The 16692-nt window shown below is 26.7% G+C and carries 17 protein-coding genes; 1 reads left to right on the plus strand and 16 read right to left on the minus strand.

The window, feature by feature from the left end; all coding sequences use genetic code 11:
• Positions 1-110: 110 nt before the first annotated feature.
• The 10 genes from CLSA_RS24045 to CLSA_RS13975 all read right to left on the minus strand — a co-directional run bounded on the left by CLSA_RS24045 (position 111) and on the right by CLSA_RS13975 (position 6619).
• Positions 111-539 carry a DedA family protein gene (locus CLSA_RS24045; protein WP_335618178.1) on the minus strand — a complete coding sequence of 143 codons (429 nt, stop codon included), beginning with the start codon at positions 537-539 and terminating at the stop codon, positions 111-113.
• Between the two features lie 6 nt (positions 540-545).
• Positions 546-761 (minus strand): DedA family protein, encoded by a 216-nt coding sequence (locus CLSA_RS24050; RefSeq protein WP_236903254.1) that lies wholly within the window; start codon positions 759-761, stop codon positions 546-548.
• Between the two features lie 70 nt (positions 762-831).
• Positions 832-1419 (minus strand): undecaprenyl-diphosphatase, encoded by a 588-nt coding sequence (locus CLSA_RS13940; RefSeq protein WP_022747002.1) that lies wholly within the window; start codon positions 1417-1419, stop codon positions 832-834.
• A gap of 198 nt (positions 1420-1617) precedes the next feature.
• Positions 1618-3024: a sensor histidine kinase gene (locus CLSA_RS13945; protein ID WP_022747003.1), complete on the minus strand. Its 1407-nt coding sequence runs from the start codon at positions 3022-3024 to the stop codon at positions 1618-1620.
• Positions 3025-3026: 2 nt separating this feature from the next.
• A complete protein-coding gene (locus CLSA_RS13950) occupies positions 3027-3707 on the minus strand; it encodes a response regulator transcription factor (RefSeq protein WP_022747004.1) in 681 nt (226 codons plus the stop codon).
• A 539-nt stretch (positions 3708-4246) separates the two neighbouring features.
• Positions 4247-4552 carry a spore coat protein gene (locus tag CLSA_RS13955; protein ID WP_022747005.1) on the minus strand — a complete coding sequence of 102 codons (306 nt, stop codon included), beginning with the start codon at positions 4550-4552 and terminating at the stop codon, positions 4247-4249.
• 25 nt (positions 4553-4577) lie between these two features.
• Entirely contained in the window at positions 4578-4805 is a 228-nt protein-coding gene (locus tag CLSA_RS13960) for a hypothetical protein (protein ID WP_022747006.1), read from the minus strand.
• A gap of 34 nt (positions 4806-4839) precedes the next feature.
• On the minus strand, positions 4840-5976 hold the full coding sequence (locus CLSA_RS13965; protein WP_022747007.1) for a zinc-dependent alcohol dehydrogenase: 1137 nt from the start codon (positions 5974-5976) through the stop codon (positions 4840-4842).
• A gap of 16 nt (positions 5977-5992) precedes the next feature.
• A complete protein-coding gene (locus tag CLSA_RS13970; RefSeq protein ID WP_022747008.1) occupies positions 5993-6355 on the minus strand; it encodes a spore coat protein in 363 nt (120 codons plus the stop codon).
• Between the two features lie 54 nt (positions 6356-6409).
• Positions 6410-6619, minus strand: a complete 210-nt coding sequence (locus tag CLSA_RS13975) for a hypothetical protein (protein ID WP_041716283.1) — start codon at positions 6617-6619, stop codon at positions 6410-6412.
• A 428-nt stretch (positions 6620-7047) separates the two neighbouring features.
• Here CLSA_RS13975 and CLSA_RS13980 point away from each other — a divergent pair, with 428 nt between their 5' ends.
• On the plus strand, positions 7048-7848 hold the full coding sequence (locus CLSA_RS13980) for a transglycosylase domain-containing protein (RefSeq protein WP_022747010.1): 801 nt from the start codon (positions 7048-7050) through the stop codon (positions 7846-7848).
• A gap of 1225 nt (positions 7849-9073) precedes the next feature.
• On the opposite strand, the gene CLSA_RS13985 is transcribed toward CLSA_RS13980, so the two are convergent.
• From CLSA_RS13985 to CLSA_RS14010, 6 genes are all read right to left on the minus strand, one after another.
• A complete protein-coding gene (locus CLSA_RS13985; RefSeq protein WP_022747014.1) occupies positions 9074-10114 on the minus strand; it encodes an HNH endonuclease family protein in 1041 nt (346 codons plus the stop codon).
• The gene (locus tag CLSA_RS13990; RefSeq protein ID WP_022747015.1) at positions 10095-11588 is read right to left on the minus strand and encodes an AAA family ATPase; all 1494 of its coding nucleotides are present in this window, start codon (positions 11586-11588) and stop codon (positions 10095-10097) included. Before CLSA_RS13990 ends, CLSA_RS13985 begins: the two co-directional genes overlap by 20 nt.
• Before the next feature lie 53 nt (positions 11589-11641).
• Complete coding sequence (locus tag CLSA_RS13995) at positions 11642-13483, minus strand: AAA family ATPase (protein WP_041716284.1); 1842 nt, start codon at positions 13481-13483, stop codon at positions 11642-11644.
• A complete protein-coding gene (locus CLSA_RS14000) occupies positions 13476-13964 on the minus strand; it encodes an ABC-three component system middle component 2 (RefSeq protein WP_022747017.1) in 489 nt (162 codons plus the stop codon). Before CLSA_RS14000 ends, CLSA_RS13995 begins: the two co-directional genes overlap by 8 nt.
• Entirely contained in the window at positions 13964-15028 is a 1065-nt protein-coding gene (locus tag CLSA_RS14005) for an ABC-three component system protein (RefSeq protein WP_022747018.1), read from the minus strand. Before CLSA_RS14005 ends, CLSA_RS14000 begins: the two co-directional genes overlap by 1 nt.
• A gap of 210 nt (positions 15029-15238) precedes the next feature.
• Positions 15239-16690: a TnsD family Tn7-like transposition protein gene (locus CLSA_RS14010; RefSeq protein WP_022747020.1), complete on the minus strand. Its 1452-nt coding sequence runs from the start codon at positions 16688-16690 to the stop codon at positions 15239-15241.
• Positions 16691-16692: the final 2 nt, after the last annotated feature.

The following is a 16692-nucleotide window of genomic DNA, read 5'->3' on the forward strand; positions in this document are numbered from 1 at the left end:
ACTTATTCTTTTTTGAATGCGCCTAAATAAATATCAATTTACCAAATGTATTTTTTGATAATATCTTAATTTATATGCAATTTAAATTAAGATATTAATATACATCCACATCATTTAAATATTGCAATTTTAAACGAATCTTCCTTATATGCTCTATAAATATATACAAAAATTATGGCAGTAATAACTACTAGTGTCCCTATCAATGAATATTTTTTAATCAATAGATGATATTTCTGAAAATCAACTCCAAAAACTCTTCCTAATGAAATAAATGTAGTCGTCCATATTAAAGCTCCCATGTATGCGTTGGCTGCAAATTTCTTATAAGATAACTTGCTTATTCCTGAAAAATAACCAGTGACATGCCTTATTCCTGGAATAAAATAGGCCATTACCAACAACTTATTACCATATCTATCAAACCACGTTGATATCTTATCCAGCCTACTCTTATCCATATGAATATAACGACCATATTTTTCAATAAACTTTACTTCTAATACTCTACCTAAAAAATAAGATACAGTAATTCCTATTCCAACTCAAATAGTAGCAATTAATATGCTAAATATGAAATTCATCTTTCCTTCATAAATAACATATCCACAATATGTCATAATAGCTTCACCTGGTAAAGGAAATGCTATCAATTCTAATATTAAAGCTACCATTAATACAATATATCCATAATTATTAAATAATTCTACTATAAGTCCCAATTTTTTCACCTCGCATATAACAAGTATACCCTTTAACATCTTGTTCAATACATAAAATTATTATTTATTAGCACCTATATTTTATCTTATATTCATAATATATTATTTTCTATATTTCTTCATACAATTTTCCTAATCCAAATCTAAATACCAGCTTCCTTTCAACTGCCTCATATAAACTTTCAACTTTATTTCTTAATTTCAAATTATAAACATAACTTACTCCAAAAGCAATTATATATGCTCCTATAACATCCATTGGATAATGATGTCCTACATATACTCTTGAAAAGCCAACCATTACTGACAATACAGTTAACAAAAAACTTATTACCTTATTGTACCTTGTAAGTCCTAACGCTATACTCATTGTTCCTATTGAATGATCGCTTGGAAATGATGCATCTTTTACATGGGGATATAATAGATTCACCTTATTATTTACAAATGGTCTATCGACATAATATATATTTCCGATAAGAAAACTTGAAATTAAATTTATTGATGTTAGAATAAAAGTACTTACAGCTATTTTTCTATAATCAGACTTTTTCTGTATAGCTCCCAAAATAAATACTATGGCAAGAGCTGCTATAAATATATATAATGCATCCTTTGAAAAGAAAATCATTATTTTATCTAAAATACTATTTTTATTAGCCAGATTATTTATTAACCTAAAAAATTCTATGTTCATCTTAAAAACCCTTTCTATAAAACATATTTATTTCTCTCCAACTTATTAACATTAATTTAAGGTGTATTTTAGTTCCTTAAAAGTGTTGGATGATGTTTTATATTATTCACCCTTAAGATTAAAATTAGCTTAAAAAATACTTATATTTATATTAAGAAACTTTATATATGAATAAACAGTTATTTTAATAATTATATTTTACTTTAAATTGTTATTTTTTATATTTAAACCAACAATTATTTTTGTTCCTTTACCTTCTTCACTTTCTAAATTTATAGTTCCATTATGCATATCAATTATCCATTTAGCTATAGAAAGACCAAGCCCAGTTCCACCTTTTTCTTTTGATCTAGATTTATCTACAATATAAAATCTATCAAATATATTTTCAACTTCATCTTCAGGTATCCCAATTCCTGTATCACTAACAGTTATTTCTACCATTGTTCCTTTTACTTCAGAACTTATATCTATATTTCCATTCTTAGGAGTAAATTTCAAACTATTATCAATGAATACTCTTAGCATTTGCTTTATCATGTTATAATCCGCAACAATTCTAACAAATTCATTTTTTTTGTTAGATATTAAATGACCTTCTTCTATCATTTCTGTCTCTTTAACTACTTCATCAATTAATTCATTAAGTAAAAATTCCTTTTTTTCTATGAGTTGAGTTCCACTATCTCCTCTTGCAAGAAACAATAACTTTTCAACCAAATTAGCCATATTAGATGCTTCTAATTTAATTGCATAAATTGATTTTTCTAAAGCTTTCCTATCATCTTTTCCCCATCTATCTAAAAGATTAGCATATCCTTGAATAACAGTAATAGGTGTTCTAAGTTCATGAGATGCATCTGACACAAACTGTACCTGCCTATTAAATGAAGCTTGAAGCCTATCTATCATATTATTAAATGTACTTGCAAGCCTCTTAAGTTCATCATTCGGTCCTTTAATATCTATTCGTTCTTTTAAATTATTAATACTTATATTTTCAGCTGTTTCAATTATATTATCAATAGGTTTTAACATTCTTTTACTTACCATATATCCCAATATTATAGACACAATTATACCTATAAAATCAGCTATAGCCATTACTGCAAATAATATTTTCATAAAATCATATTCATTACCCATATCTTTTACTATTTGAAAAAATACAATCCCATATGCTTTACTTTCAAATCTAACATTTTTATATACTAAATGCTTTTCTTTATCTTCAATATGTTTTTCTTTATTCTGTGAACTTTTTGCATTTAATTGAAATTCTTCAACATCATACGGAAACTTTTTTGTAGAATTCAGTACTTTACCATCTTGCTGAATTATTCTTATTGATATATTTTCTTTAAAAGGAATCTCTAAAAATAATTCACTATCAGATAAATCTATTTTTTCATTCTGCAAAGTTACCTTATTTAACACTATAGTTTGTATATCTTCTATTTCTTTATCCGCTTGCCTATATAAATGATATTTTACTCCATATAAGATTGAAGCATTTAGTAATAGTAATACTACACAAAACATAAATGCATAAACTATAGTAAGTTTTATTGAAATTTTTGCGTTCTTAACTATCTTAAAATTCATATTCATTCACCTTTAATGATATACCCTACACCTCTTATGGTAGTTATAGCTTTATCTTCAAATCCATCATCAATTTTACTTCTTAGATATCTAATAAATACATCCACTATATTGGTATCTCCTACATAATCATATCCCCAAACTTTTTCAATTAATTGTTCCCTTGTAAGTACAATATTTTTATTTATCAATAAAACTTTTAGAAGATCATATTCTTTTTTAGTAAGTTCAATTTCCTTACCATCTCTCCATACTTGATGTATTTTATTATCCATTAAAATATCTTTTACTTTAATCTCATCCAATACATTTTTTTGTGTCTTTTCCCTTGTATATACTCTTATCCTTGCTAGTAATTCTTCTATTGCAAAAGGTTTGGTTAAATAATCATTAGCACCAGCATCAAGCCCTAAAACTTTATCTGGTACATCACTTTTAGCTGTTAGCATTATAATTGGCACATCAGAAAATTGCCTTATTCTTCTACAAACCTCTATTCCATTTAAACTTGGTATCATAATGTCAATAAGTATTAAACTATAATCCGAATTCTCTGCTTTTCTCAAAGCATCTCTTCCATCATATGCTACATCAACCTCATACCCTTCATGAGTAAGCTCCATCTCAATAAACATCGACATCTGTTTTTCATCTTCTACTAAAAGAATTTTAAAATCTTTCAAATTACCACCTCCATAAGAAAATAGTGAGCTATTAGCCCACTATTTAGTACTACTATAATATATACTATTTTAAAAATTTTTGCTATGTTTATCCTTAATTATAAATCATTCATGATACATTTTTCTATTTTTTAATTATATACCTTATATTTTTATTTTTTCAAAATGCCGTGAATATATGCTACTTCAATTTCAATAAATAAAATTAATTCAAAATAAAATAACATAAATATTATTCCTGTGGATGATTCTAATTTATAATATAATTCATTACAATTTTTATGTTAATTGATTATTTATACAGTTTATTTCTATCTTTTGCACCTTCAAGCTTGTACTTACTATGTATCTTTATTTATATATTTTTTAATTTGATTATGGTTGGTAATTTATAACTTATTAAAAGTGTTATTTATATATTTTTATTTCATGCAATTTTTCATTTTAATAGAATCAAATTTTTCTTACTTCTAATTCTTAAATATATAGATAAGAAAAAATTATTTACTAAAATCTCAATTTTAATGAAGAAATACACCTTACTTAAATTTTTTAACAAGGTTTAAAGCCACATCTGTAGTATTAATATCTACTTTTAATTGTTCTTGCATGTTATAAGCATGATAATATCCCTTTTCCATCATATAATTTGAAATCTTATCGTGAGTAACAATGGCATCCTCTAATTGTTTTCTCAATACTAACCTTACTTCTGGGGAGGTTGTTTCTGTTATTGCAACAGCATAATTTTGTACTCCACTTTTAGCAGAAATCAAAAAATCTGTAGCAATAACCTGATCAGTCATCTTATCCATTCCTGTAAGAGTTTCTATTAATCCATTCATAAATTATTCACCTTCTTCTTATTAATTACGATTTAATATTTTGTGAAACAGCAATATTAGATTTTTCAATAAGATTTCTTAATTCCTCAATGTCATTTTGTGATTGAGTCACATCTTTTTGTAATATTGATTTTAATTCATCATCAGAAACTAATGGTGACATAGTAACTGATTTTGTTAAGCAAGTATTTTTAAATGTTAGTATTTCATGTAATTGCATCACTTCATTAGGTGTAATATCTTGTTCATTCATTTATCCTAACCTCCTTAATTAAATTTAATAGATTTTATGGTTTTAATACAACTTTAATACAATTATCTGTCTTTGTATCAAAAACTTCATACCCATACTCTGCTTTATCTAATGGTAACCTATGCGTAATGATATCACTTGGATCAATCTTTTCTTCACAAAGTAACTTATAGAGGGTTGGCATATACGGAATTACAGGTGCCTGACCTGTTCTTATATTAATATTACGATTCATTATGTCACCAAAAGGAAAAGCATTATATCTGCCTCCGTATACTCCTGTTACTTGAATCATTCCACCTTTTCTCACTGCTTGAGTAGCCATAACAAAAGCACCTAATGATCCACTTTGAAGTTTTAATCCGGAGCCTAAAAATTCCATTGGTGTCATTTTTCCATCCATACCTACACAATCTATTACTACATCTGCACCACCATGAGTAATTTCTCTTAAATATTCTCCAGTATTATCATGTGCTTCAAAATTAACTGTTTCTACTTTATTATGCTTTCTTGCATGTTCCAAACGATAATCTATATAATCAACTGCTATAACTCTTTCTGCCCCATGAAGCCAACAAAACTTTTGTGCTAATAAACCAACTGGGCCACATCCTAATACAATAACTGTATTTCCGCTCTTAACTCCTGCATTTTCAACACTCCAATAGGCAGTAGCCATAGCATCAGACATTAATAATAATTTCTCATCCTCTACTTCACAATTCTCTGGAATTTTAAAAGGAGTAAAATTAGCATAGGGAACTCTCATATATTCTGCCTGCCCTCCTGGATAACCACCAAAGGTATCTGAATATCCAAAAAAACCACCACTCTCACCATTTGGATTTGAATTATCACACATACACGTTAAGTCGTGCTTACAATAAAAGCATTCGCCACAACTCACATTAAAAGGGACAATAACTCTATCACCTTTTTTTAAATTTTTAACGTCTGGTCCTACTTCTTCAACAATCCCCATAGGCTCATGACCTATAATATAATCTTGATATACATTAGGAATCATATCATGAATTAAATGCAAATCTGAACCACAGATTGCTGTACTAGTTAATTTAACAATTATATCATCAGGTTTTTGAATTTTAGGATCTGGAACTTCCTTAACTTTTACATTTTTTATTCCTTGAAATGTTACTGCCTTCATTACACTACCTCCGTAATTATTTTTCTGGTGTTGCAAATGTACCAATTCTACTTGTGTCACCTGGAAATAAATCCAAACTTGCAATTTGGGACGCTGTTGTAGATGATTCTATATCCATTTTAAATTGTTTTTCTAAATCAATAGGATGAAGCCATCCTTTTTCAATCATGAGATTAGATATTTCTTCATGTAAGTCAATTGCATGATCTAATTGTTCTTTTAAAACACTTCTAACCTGTGGAGTTGCTGATTCAGTCAATGCTATTGCACAATTTCTAACACCACTTTTTGCATTTAATAAAAATCCAAGTGACATATTTGCATCAACAAGTTTAGGCATACCCTCTGCATTTCTAATTTCTAAATAATCATTAATCATTATTTTTTCCTCCTCTGTTTATATATCACTTTATATCTAAATCAACCATTTTATTCATCTTATTTTAGGAGCTTTTTTTAATAAACCTTGTAAACTGCTTATTTCTGCAATAGACTGTTGCACATCCTTTTCTAAGAGTGCTTTAAGATCTTGATCAAAAACTACACCTTCCATCATTTTAGATGTGGTCATACATATAGTTTTGAAATTTAGCATTTCATGAATCTGCATTGTTTCATTTGGTCCCAAATAATTTTCCTCCATAATATCACCTCCTAAGTTTTGTGTAATACATGTATTGTTCCACATACAACTCTCAGTTATACGATTAATAGAATAAAATAAAAACAGCAAAAAAACTCAATTCAAGCTAAAAATCAACCTCACATTGAGCTTTCTATTCAACATTTTTAGTTTCTTTTGTCATCTTAATTGCATCAAATCAATTAGTTCCACCTAAGTGTCCTATTATCAATTTAATATCACTCATTGAAATCATCTAATATATTATTTATAGAAAATTAGTATGTTTATATTATACCTATTACATAAAATTAGATATAATATAAACAAATTAATAAATAGCCTAATATTCAAAAATAGTCAATCATGCCTTTTTACATAATATACAAATAATTATAAATAAAAACGGAAATTATAATATATATCCATAGAAATAAAAGGAGTTTTTAATGAAAAAGAAAAAAAATAATCGCAATAATTTTAAAAATAAAACATTATCAAAGGTTTTACATTTTCTTATTATAATAATAATTTTAATTAGTGGATTTATTTATTTTAAATATTGGCCTACCATTTCATTTTTATATAATGATGCAACTAAAAAAGTAAATAATTGTACAATAGATACCTTTAACACCAATAAATCAAATAATTTAAATACTTTAAATAACAAAGATCCCTTATATTTAAAATCATCATTTATTCCCCAAGATGTTAAAAATGCTTTCATTGCTATTGAAGATAAAGATTTTTATAATCACGGAGGTGTAAGCGTAAAAGCTGTCTTTAGATCAATATATTCTATATTCACTAATGATTGGAGAATAACACAAGGTGGCAGCACCATTACTCAGCAACTATCACGAAATGTTTTTTTAAACTTTGACAAGAATTATGAACGAAAAGTTGAAGAGATGTTTATTGCCACTAAATTAGAACAAAAATTCACAAAAGATCAAATATTAGAATTTTATATTAATAATATATATTTCAGTAATAATGCTTATGGTCTTAATACTGCTGCCAAAAAATTTTTTAATAAAGATTGTAGAGAACTAAATCTTTCACAGATATGTTTTTTAGTTGCAATTCCTAATGAGCCACAATATTATGATCCAATAAAACATCTAGATAATACTTTACAACGAAGAAATTTAGTATTAGAAAAGATGAAAGAATATAATTACATTACTGATGAACAATATAAAAACGCTATTAATTATAAGATAATTTTAAATACAGGTAAATAATAACAAAAATTATCCAAAATCCTCTATTATAATGAGAAAACTCCCTAGTAATTTGGGGAGTTTTTATTATTCATTATATTTTTAAGACGTCCAAACACCATTTTTATCTACATGATAACCGTCAGATGTTGTTGGTATTGTTGTAATTAAAGATGCTGCTAATAATAATCCTGTTATTATTTTTTGATTTTTTATCATATGTATCTTTCATACCCTCATCTTGAATTTAAATATAATAACCTATAGTCCATGTTTAGAAAAACTTTAATTAAACTCAAGATATTTCTTATATATTCTCAGTTAAAAATTCTTACTAAATTCAATTAAAAATCATTCAAAACCTTTATAAAAAGTTTTATTATTTCTTTTAGCTTTCATCTTTATTTTCCTCAATAAAATACACCTCCGCACACCTATAGATGGGAGTAGCTTTTTATGTATAAAAAAATACGCACATCTATAGATAATAAAATCTATTAGATGTGCGTATTTAGAACCGTCTACCTAACTAGGTAAAACCCTCTAAAATTGTTCCCTCATAAAAAACCTCCCCAATCCTCCCACACCCTCTCGCCCCTCACTACGCCTCACTTTCCACCTTTCCCCAATTTCTGTATCATATTAAAAATCCCCACGTCAAAATCGCCCTTTTTTCCGACTTATGAACAGGTTGAAAATCAGATAAAATGCCAGAATCATAATAAAGTTCCCCAAAAATATCAGGCATAAAACATCTCTCTAATCCCGTCTTTTCTTTTTCCAATTTCATCTCAATATTATGATGTCCACGCATAACTTCCCGTCCAATTTATTGCGTTTTACATCTTGCCGAGCCTATCTTTTCTCTTCTGTCTTAGCTCTATCATCTTCTCTTCCTTAATCCTATCTAACGCAAGGCTTCGCTTCGGTTTCCTCTTATTCTTCTCCTGCTATCTAACCTATTATTTGAATCAACAAACAACGAAAAGCATGAATAGATACAGGCATAACTCCTGCAACTTTTTCATGCTTTAGAACTGGAAATTTTATTTGATTTTTTGCTTGATTTGGACGCAAAAAAGCCCCGCATTTTGTTCCTAAGAACTCCCTGCGGGGCGTATTCCCTATCTATTTTTCCCGAACTTTATTATGAGTTTGGGATATTTATTATTAGATGGGGAACTTTATTATTAATAGACATAGATAGTTTCAAGGATTATATTAAAAATAGCTATATTTTATAAAATTAATCTACAATATGTTTATCTCTATAACTCAAATATAATTCATACTCACTAAACGCATATTTTACAGCAAGAGTTAAGGGTTCTTTCTTAGCAAATTTAATACCCTTTTCCAATATATAATTTTCAATTTGTTTTTGCGTTAAACTGACTTTCCCCATTTGTTCAATATCATTTAATGTTTCATAAATTGATTCTGCCTTTGCTTCAACATAGTCATATACTCTCCTTGGGCTATATCTTGATTTCAAATTTAACAATTTTAAATAATTTTCTATAAAACTATCATCTGTGCTTAATTCTATCTTACGTTTTACTATATCATTCTCAAATTTGAGCTTGTCTCCAATTTGCATATTATATGGTGAATATATAGGCATATAAACATCACTACCTTTACCATCTGGTTTCTTATTACAAGCATGACAAGATGGAATAAGATTATAGGCATTCATAGCCAAAAATGGAAACCTTGATTTTGGCAGAAAATGTTCTACTTCATTATTAAATACACTAATTGTAGAATCAATATCACAATATGGGCATATCTCTATGTTATTCTCTCTTTTAAAATTTATATGAAAAATATTTCTATCAAAAGAACTTTTTTCATACTTTTTATCAATTAATATCCATATTTTTTTATAATCAAAAAACATTTCATAAAAAAAATCAGCAAAAAGGAATTTAAATTCCTTACTAATCACTTCTTCTTTAATATTATAATTGCCACTATTTATTTCATTATTTTGAAATACGAATATACTATAATAGTTTTCAAGTTCATTTAAAGAGTTGTCACTTATTATTTTATCTATTAAATTTCCAAAAGTAACTTTCTTTGTCTTTCTCTTATTTAAATAATTTATTAAACTTCTTGAACTGCCACGCTTTACATCTATGCCATTCTTTATATTTTCACAAAACGATATATTTAGAGACTGTCTTTTATAGTAAATTATTTCTTCAAACAATGGTTCTATTAATTTATTTCTAAAATCATCTAAAATTACTTTATTAACTTCATTTGTCACTTTCCACATCTTTATCACCAATTTCATTTAATCTTCTAAATAGCATGTATCTAAAGTAAGACTCACCCATATTACTCATTATGTGTTCAAGTTCTTCTTTAGTTGCTGTATCAATCATTGATAATATTTCTTTTTCTATAATATTTTTAACATTACTATTCTTGAACAACTTCCCATTAATTTCTCTTTCATTAGCAAGAAATGTATTAAAATTAGGATGTCTTATTGTATCATCTTCTAAAACTAAAATATTTTGAGTAAAAAGCATATTGATGAAAGCATTATTATGGGTACTAATTAAAAAGTGTGTTTTATATTCATCAAATAAAATCTTTATTACTGTTATTAATTGCTTTATCCATGAATAATTAAGATGAACTTCTGGTTCTTCTAATATTATTAATGAGTCATCCTCTATCTTTGATAATACAAAAAACACTCTACACAAAAATATTTTTTCTCCTGTACTCATTTTATTTAGGGATATTATTTTACTACCTTTTTTTATAAAAAATTCATTGATATACAATTTATCATTTAAAATAAGTCTATATAATAAACTTGTATTAAAAGAATTACCTTCAACAAATTTTTTAAAATTAAACTTTTCATTTGAATAAGTTTTCGTATTACTTTTATCATCTATTATGTCTTCACAATATTCACTCCAAAATTCTTCACTCATAACATAATTTATAAAATCATCTTCACATTTAAAATTCTTATCTTTTAAGAACTCCTCCCAACTATTAAATCCTTCCTCTTCATAAAAATTTTCAAAAATCTCATGTGAATAATTATCATATAAAATAAAATTTCTAAATATATACAACTCTTCTGAAAATTCAAATCCTAACGAAATAAAAAATTCTTCTAATTTATTATTTTCATAAAAATACTTTTGTAAAAATTCTATTATTCCTTGTGATATATCCATGCCAAAGCCTGTTTTTTTATACATTTTATCAATAGGTTTTATTTTTATCATCCTATCCCCTATATAATTCCAACTGTAATCACTTGGATAATCCACATCAAAACATGATACTATAACATTCGTAGGTAGGTGCTTTTTAATTTCATCATAAGTTACAGTCTGTTCACAGTTTTTACCTATATAAGTTCTTGTCCTTCCATCAAACTCTAATAACAATCTTCTCATTCCATCTACAGTAAAAAATATTTTTTCTTCTATTTTTTCAATTATTATATCGTCACATTTATTTTCATCAAGCTGATAAATCATTTTAAAATCACTTGGTATTCTATTATGAAACCTTTGCAATTTTCCAAAAACATGAGCAATAAAACTTAAAATTGTTGTTTTACCAACACCATTTTCACCAACAAATACAGTAAAATTTATATTCCCATAGATTCTACTCATTAATTCAATATTATCTTCATTCTTATTGTCATAGAACTCTATTTCTATATTTTTAAATTTTTTATAATTTTTGATGTATAAATATTTTAATATCAAAGTTTTACCTCCTATAAATAATATTACAAAAAATATTATTTTAGTTTAATATCTTATATTGGTAAAAAACCATATCTACCAACTTCTTTATTTTTGCTAAAGTGATAATAATTTATATTACTTTGATTATCTATATTGGGATCAACATTATCCAACATAATTATTTGCATGTTTTCACTTTCTTTACTTAAATATTGATAAAACATTTGCTTTACTTCACTTTTTATCTCATTATTATCAACTTCTTTATCCTTTTCTTTGTATGTAGTTAGAGGTGAGTCTATTATTACTAACTTTGAATGAGGTAAGCTAAATTTAATAGAATATTTCATAATTGCAATAACAAAAGCTGTATTAATTAATGCTCTATACCCCTTACCATAGTTCTCTTTATGTTTATTGTTGATAATAAAATCCATGATTGATTTATCAAAAGTTACATTCACACTTTCATACAACTTCCATTCAGATAAAATATTTTTCATAATTTCGCATAAATCTTCATAATTCACATCCGTTATTTCATTTACTACTGGTTTAATATATTTATCTTTGCTCAAATCCACAGATAAATATTCTTTTTCATCTTTTAATTGTTCTATCTTCTTTATTGCATATTCTTTTTTCTTAACATAATCCCTTATTTGTAAAAAACTATCCAATCGACTTAAATATTTATCTATAATAGGTTTTAATTCATCATTTATCTCTTTATCAATTTTATTAATACATTCATCAAGCTTATGTATTTCTTTTTCTCTAATTAATATTTTTTCTTGCAAGTCATTAATAGTAGCTACCAAGTCATTAATTTGTTTTTTTAATTTAACTCTTTCACTCTTTATTGATTGCTCAACAGCTTCTTCTTCAAAATTACTATCCTCAAAACCATTCTTTAATTCTCCATTACATAAGGGACATTTAATGTCATTTAATTGTCCCAGATAGAAACCTGCTTCATCTATAAAATCTAATCTTTCCAAATCTGATAAATAGTTTTCTTTTAACAATGTAAATCTTTTTATAAGTTCCGTATTATATAAATTTTCCTGCTTTAATTTAATATCATCATCCCAAATTGCTCTTCTTTCATGCTCTAACGTATCGAGAGCTTGTTTCTTACCTTCAATCATATTTTCTAATCCATCAATTGCTTCATTCATACTATTATTAGAGGTATTGTAATCCCTTATGTGTTTTTCTAATTCCTCAATTTCCTTCACTGTATCAGATATAAACTTATCAATAATTTCAATCTTAGCCTGTATGCCTATCTTTCTACTTGTAGGGTCGCAATCAATAATACTCGATGAATCATCTATCCCTGTTACAATAGTTTTAAAAACTGATTCATTTCTTGTTTTCTTGAACCCTCCTTTACCTGAATAGATTATTGAAGCCTTGGAAATTACACTTTCTTCATTTAACATTGTTAAGTGTGCAATATCTCTAAATGTAAAATTTTCAAATGTACCTTTTTTAGTTGCAAGTATTTTCTTATAATCAACATTACAAATATTCAGCAAAATTGTTGATATATTATTTTTCTTATTTTCATCATGCTTTTGCTTTATTTCAACTGGTGCATTAGTATCAATTGTATTAAATGTACATTTGTACAAAAACATTTTTTTGTCAGATAAATTCCTTTTTATTGTTACAATTTCACCTTTATATGTTTCAATTTCAATATATATTTCATTATATCCTTCATCAATAGCCCTTGGAACATCTTTGCTTCCCAAAGCAAAATTTATACATTCAAATATATAGGTTTTTCCTGTATCCGAAGCACCAGATATAACATTTAATCCTTTAAACAACCTTATTTCAGCACTATCTTTATCAATTCCTTTAATTACTAATAATTTTATATAAAAACCATAATCAGTCAATAAATTCACCCCTAAATAAAATATCTGTTTTAGTTTCATCTTTCCACATATGTATGTTGTTATTTATAAATTCATTTAGCTCTGCTTCGGTAAAATCACTAAATCTTTCTGCTAATATATCAACATTGTTACATAATTTAAAATAATATTCACTTTCAAAATAGGATAAAAAATATTCTCCTATCTCACTATCTTTATACTTGAATCCGTCCTTAGAACAAATAATATTAACTAATCCTTTTTTCATCAATAAATTTATAGCACTTTGAACTGTTCTTCTTTTTGCTAACAGTTCTGTAGCATGATATGGATTCGCAGGATGTAAGCTCAGACAATTTTTATCAACATCTCCTATGTGTAGCATTAAATGATCATATATTATAATTGAATTTATCTCCAATGCACGTTTGAACCTATTTAATATTAGTAATATTCTTATACTAATTTCAATAGGCGTATTATATAGTTTAAGCTCAACCATTATTTATTCACCCACTTCAATTTAGTTTCATTAACAAGTTCGTGACACATTCCTACCTTCTCACTTGGGTTTATTATTCCTAATTCAACGCTTTGCACTGGTAAGTTTCTTGCCATATTTAATGTATTGTTTACTTTTTTTATTAAATTACTATACTCTTCTAAAGTTGTATCTACAACTCCACGATATACCTCACCCTTTATATCATCATAAGGTTCAAAATCTATATATTCGTCCCTTGTGAACCTCTTTAATGCTTGTGCTAAATGATAATCTTGCCTCTGCCTACTAAAATGATCAAATAAAGTATCATTCTTCTTTAATGTATTTATATCAATTACTTCCCCTTTAGACATTGTAGAATAAATATCCAATAGTTGTTGCACATACAATAAACTGATTTCCTTTTCATCAATATTCTCTGGTATAACTGGTTTTGGTCTTTTCCTTAATCCTCCACCAAATCTAAATTTATGCCATTTTGTATGACTATGTTGCTCTAATAATTTAATTTGTGGAATGTCATCTACAATTGAAAAATCGAATTCTTCAACATATTTTTTTAATTCTCCTTTTAGCTCAACTTTTTCACTTAAAGTTATTTTATTCTTACAATATTTATCCCAATTACTTATAAGTTCCTTATTTATCTTTTCTGGATTGTCTAAAAGGTCTCTTAATGCTTGTCCTATTCCTCTGCTTGCTACTATAAAGTAATGCACGGGTACTCTATAATCTTGCTTGTACGTGTAATAACATAACTTTCCTAATTCAACCCAATATTTACTTGGGGATAATGCTTCCGCATAATGTTTACATTGGTAAATATCAAACTCTGTTTTATTATAATATGCTACCACATCTCTTCCTTTATCACCTGAACCCGCCATCCCTACTACTTTTATATATACTTTTTTTAAATAATCATTAGCCCATTCTATTATTAAATCCTCAAATTCACCATCATCCATTATTTTTAATCTATCTAATGGAGCTATAGCTATCCCTGTGTATGGATTATAATTTTCAGGCAATTTAGGTGCTTGCAATTCCTCTAACTTCATAGGTAATCATCTCCAAATACACTATATAAAATAATAATTGTAAATATACTCTCTCCAAAATTTTCATCTTTCAATAATTTTTTACATTTTATCTTAATTAATAGTATATAATTGTAAGCTTCAATTGTAAACATATCGACGTTCATATAATCAAGTATTAATATTACATAAATTCACCTCTAATTTATAAGATATTTACTAAAATATTATTTATCTAACCCCTGCTTCTCTCATTACAATCCACTCACTTTCTCCATTAATAGTTACATTTTCTCTTACCCATGAAATTCTTCTATTCTGATATTCTTTAACTGATTCAACTTTCTCTTGTAAATATTCCTTAGTCTTAGGCATTTTATCTAAGTATTTCTGCAATAAATAAGCTTTTCCTATCCTCCTTCCAATAACCCCAACAGTAGCTCTTTCTGGTTTTTCCTTACTATTATATATAGCCTCTACAACTTCTTTAACCTCCTGTAATATTTCTTCATCTCTCTTTTTCCAATCAATCTTTTTGCTATGTCCATAAGTCTTTTTTACAGGTGAATTTTCAGCTAACCATTTCTTATCATATTTGTTTAACCATATATATGTAGCCTTATCTAATTTTCTAATAAAACTTGTATTTTCATTTGGATAATCCTTTCCTAACTTTGACCATCTTTCCCTATAACTTATTTTTTCTCCATCTGTCTTACTTTTATAAATTTTCTTTCTAACTTCCATGTATTCTGAATTAAATAACTCTTTAATATCAATATTTAGGTATTCTATAATTAATAAATGTTGAATTGGATGAAAGCTCTTTCTGTGTTTTCTGGTAATAGCAGTTACCCAATTATATTTATTATCAACATCAAAATTACATCCTAAAAGCGTCAAATAATCATTTCCATAGTAATTTTTAAAGTCTCTTAGTAAATCTTGCTGATAAATTTTCATTCTACTTTCAGCCATTCCTTTATGTATTAATTCTTTTAAATAATGCTCTCTAAAAAAATTCATTTCTTTAAATCTAAAATTTCCATTTATAATGCTATCAATGTCTTTACCGAATTTTTTCTGATGTTCTATAATCTGTTTATTTAAAGTAGCTACTACGGTATCTTTCTCACTTATACTAAACTCTAAATTTAAATACTCTTGCCTATTTTTTATTTGGGTAGATTTATTGCATATATAAAGTTCAGCAGAATGTTTTTGACACATTAAAGCACCTGGCACTTGATGTTCTATATGAAAAAATGCCTCTCCAAAGTTATTTCTATCGCTTTCAACACATTGATTGCAATACTTCAAAGAGGAATCTATTTTCATATTATTGTTACACAAACCTAACGCTGTAAATATTAAAGAACCATTTCCTTCTGACATTAAATCATATATATAAGTGGCTCTTTCACTTGGTAAAAATGCAGTATAATACTTGTATAATGTGTGCTTTTTAATAATTTCATCAACTGTAAGTGTACACTTATCTGGTAAGTTATTTATCAATAAATTAATATTAGCAGGTAGTTCCCTACCTGCTGTTACTGATGTTGTATTAAATAAATCTCTTAATGTAGCTTTAGAATTTAAATTTCCGCTCCAAATATGATAACGTGCAATCATACTATATAATGTTTCGCCTTGATATGGCATAGGGAAGAATGTAACCATAT

This window comes from Clostridium saccharobutylicum DSM 13864 (genome assembly GCF_000473995.1).
Taxonomy (GTDB): Bacteria; Bacillota; Clostridia; order Clostridiales; family Clostridiaceae; genus Clostridium; species Clostridium saccharobutylicum.

Coding starts and splice junctions, on each gene's coding strand:
- CLSA_RS24050 (WP_236903254.1), bottom strand. CDS start 761: ATGTTAAAGGGTATACTTGTTATATGCGAGGTGAAAAAATTGGGACTT.
- CLSA_RS13940 (WP_022747002.1), bottom strand. CDS start 1,419: ATGAACATAGAATTTTTTAGGTTAATAAATAATCTGGCTAATAAAAAT.
- CLSA_RS13945 (WP_022747003.1), bottom strand. CDS start 3,024: ATGAATTTTAAGATAGTTAAGAACGCAAAAATTTCAATAAAACTTACT.
- CLSA_RS13955 (WP_022747005.1), bottom strand. CDS start 4,552: ATGAATGGATTAATAGAAACTCTTACAGGAATGGATAAGATGACTGAT.
- CLSA_RS13960 (WP_022747006.1), bottom strand. CDS start 4,805: ATGAATGAACAAGATATTACACCTAATGAAGTGATGCAATTACATGAA.
- CLSA_RS13965 (WP_022747007.1), bottom strand. CDS start 5,976: ATGAAGGCAGTAACATTTCAAGGAATAAAAAATGTAAAAGTTAAGGAA.
- CLSA_RS13970 (WP_022747008.1), bottom strand. CDS start 6,355: ATGATTAATGATTATTTAGAAATTAGAAATGCAGAGGGTATGCCTAAA.
- CLSA_RS13975 (WP_041716283.1), bottom strand. CDS start 6,619: ATGGAGGAAAATTATTTGGGACCAAATGAAACAATGCAGATTCATGAA.
- CLSA_RS13980 (WP_022747010.1), top strand. CDS start 7,048: ATGAAAAAGAAAAAAAATAATCGCAATAATTTTAAAAATAAAACATTA.
- CLSA_RS13985 (WP_022747014.1), bottom strand. CDS start 10,114: ATGTGGAAAGTGACAAATGAAGTTAATAAAGTAATTTTAGATGATTTT.
- CLSA_RS14000 (WP_022747017.1), bottom strand. CDS start 13,964: ATGGTTGAGCTTAAACTATATAATACGCCTATTGAAATTAGTATAAGA.
- CLSA_RS14005 (WP_022747018.1), bottom strand. CDS start 15,028: ATGAAGTTAGAGGAATTGCAAGCACCTAAATTGCCTGAAAATTATAAT.
- CLSA_RS14010 (WP_022747020.1), bottom strand. CDS start 16,690: ATGGTTACATTCTTCCCTATGCCATATCAAGGCGAAACATTATATAGT.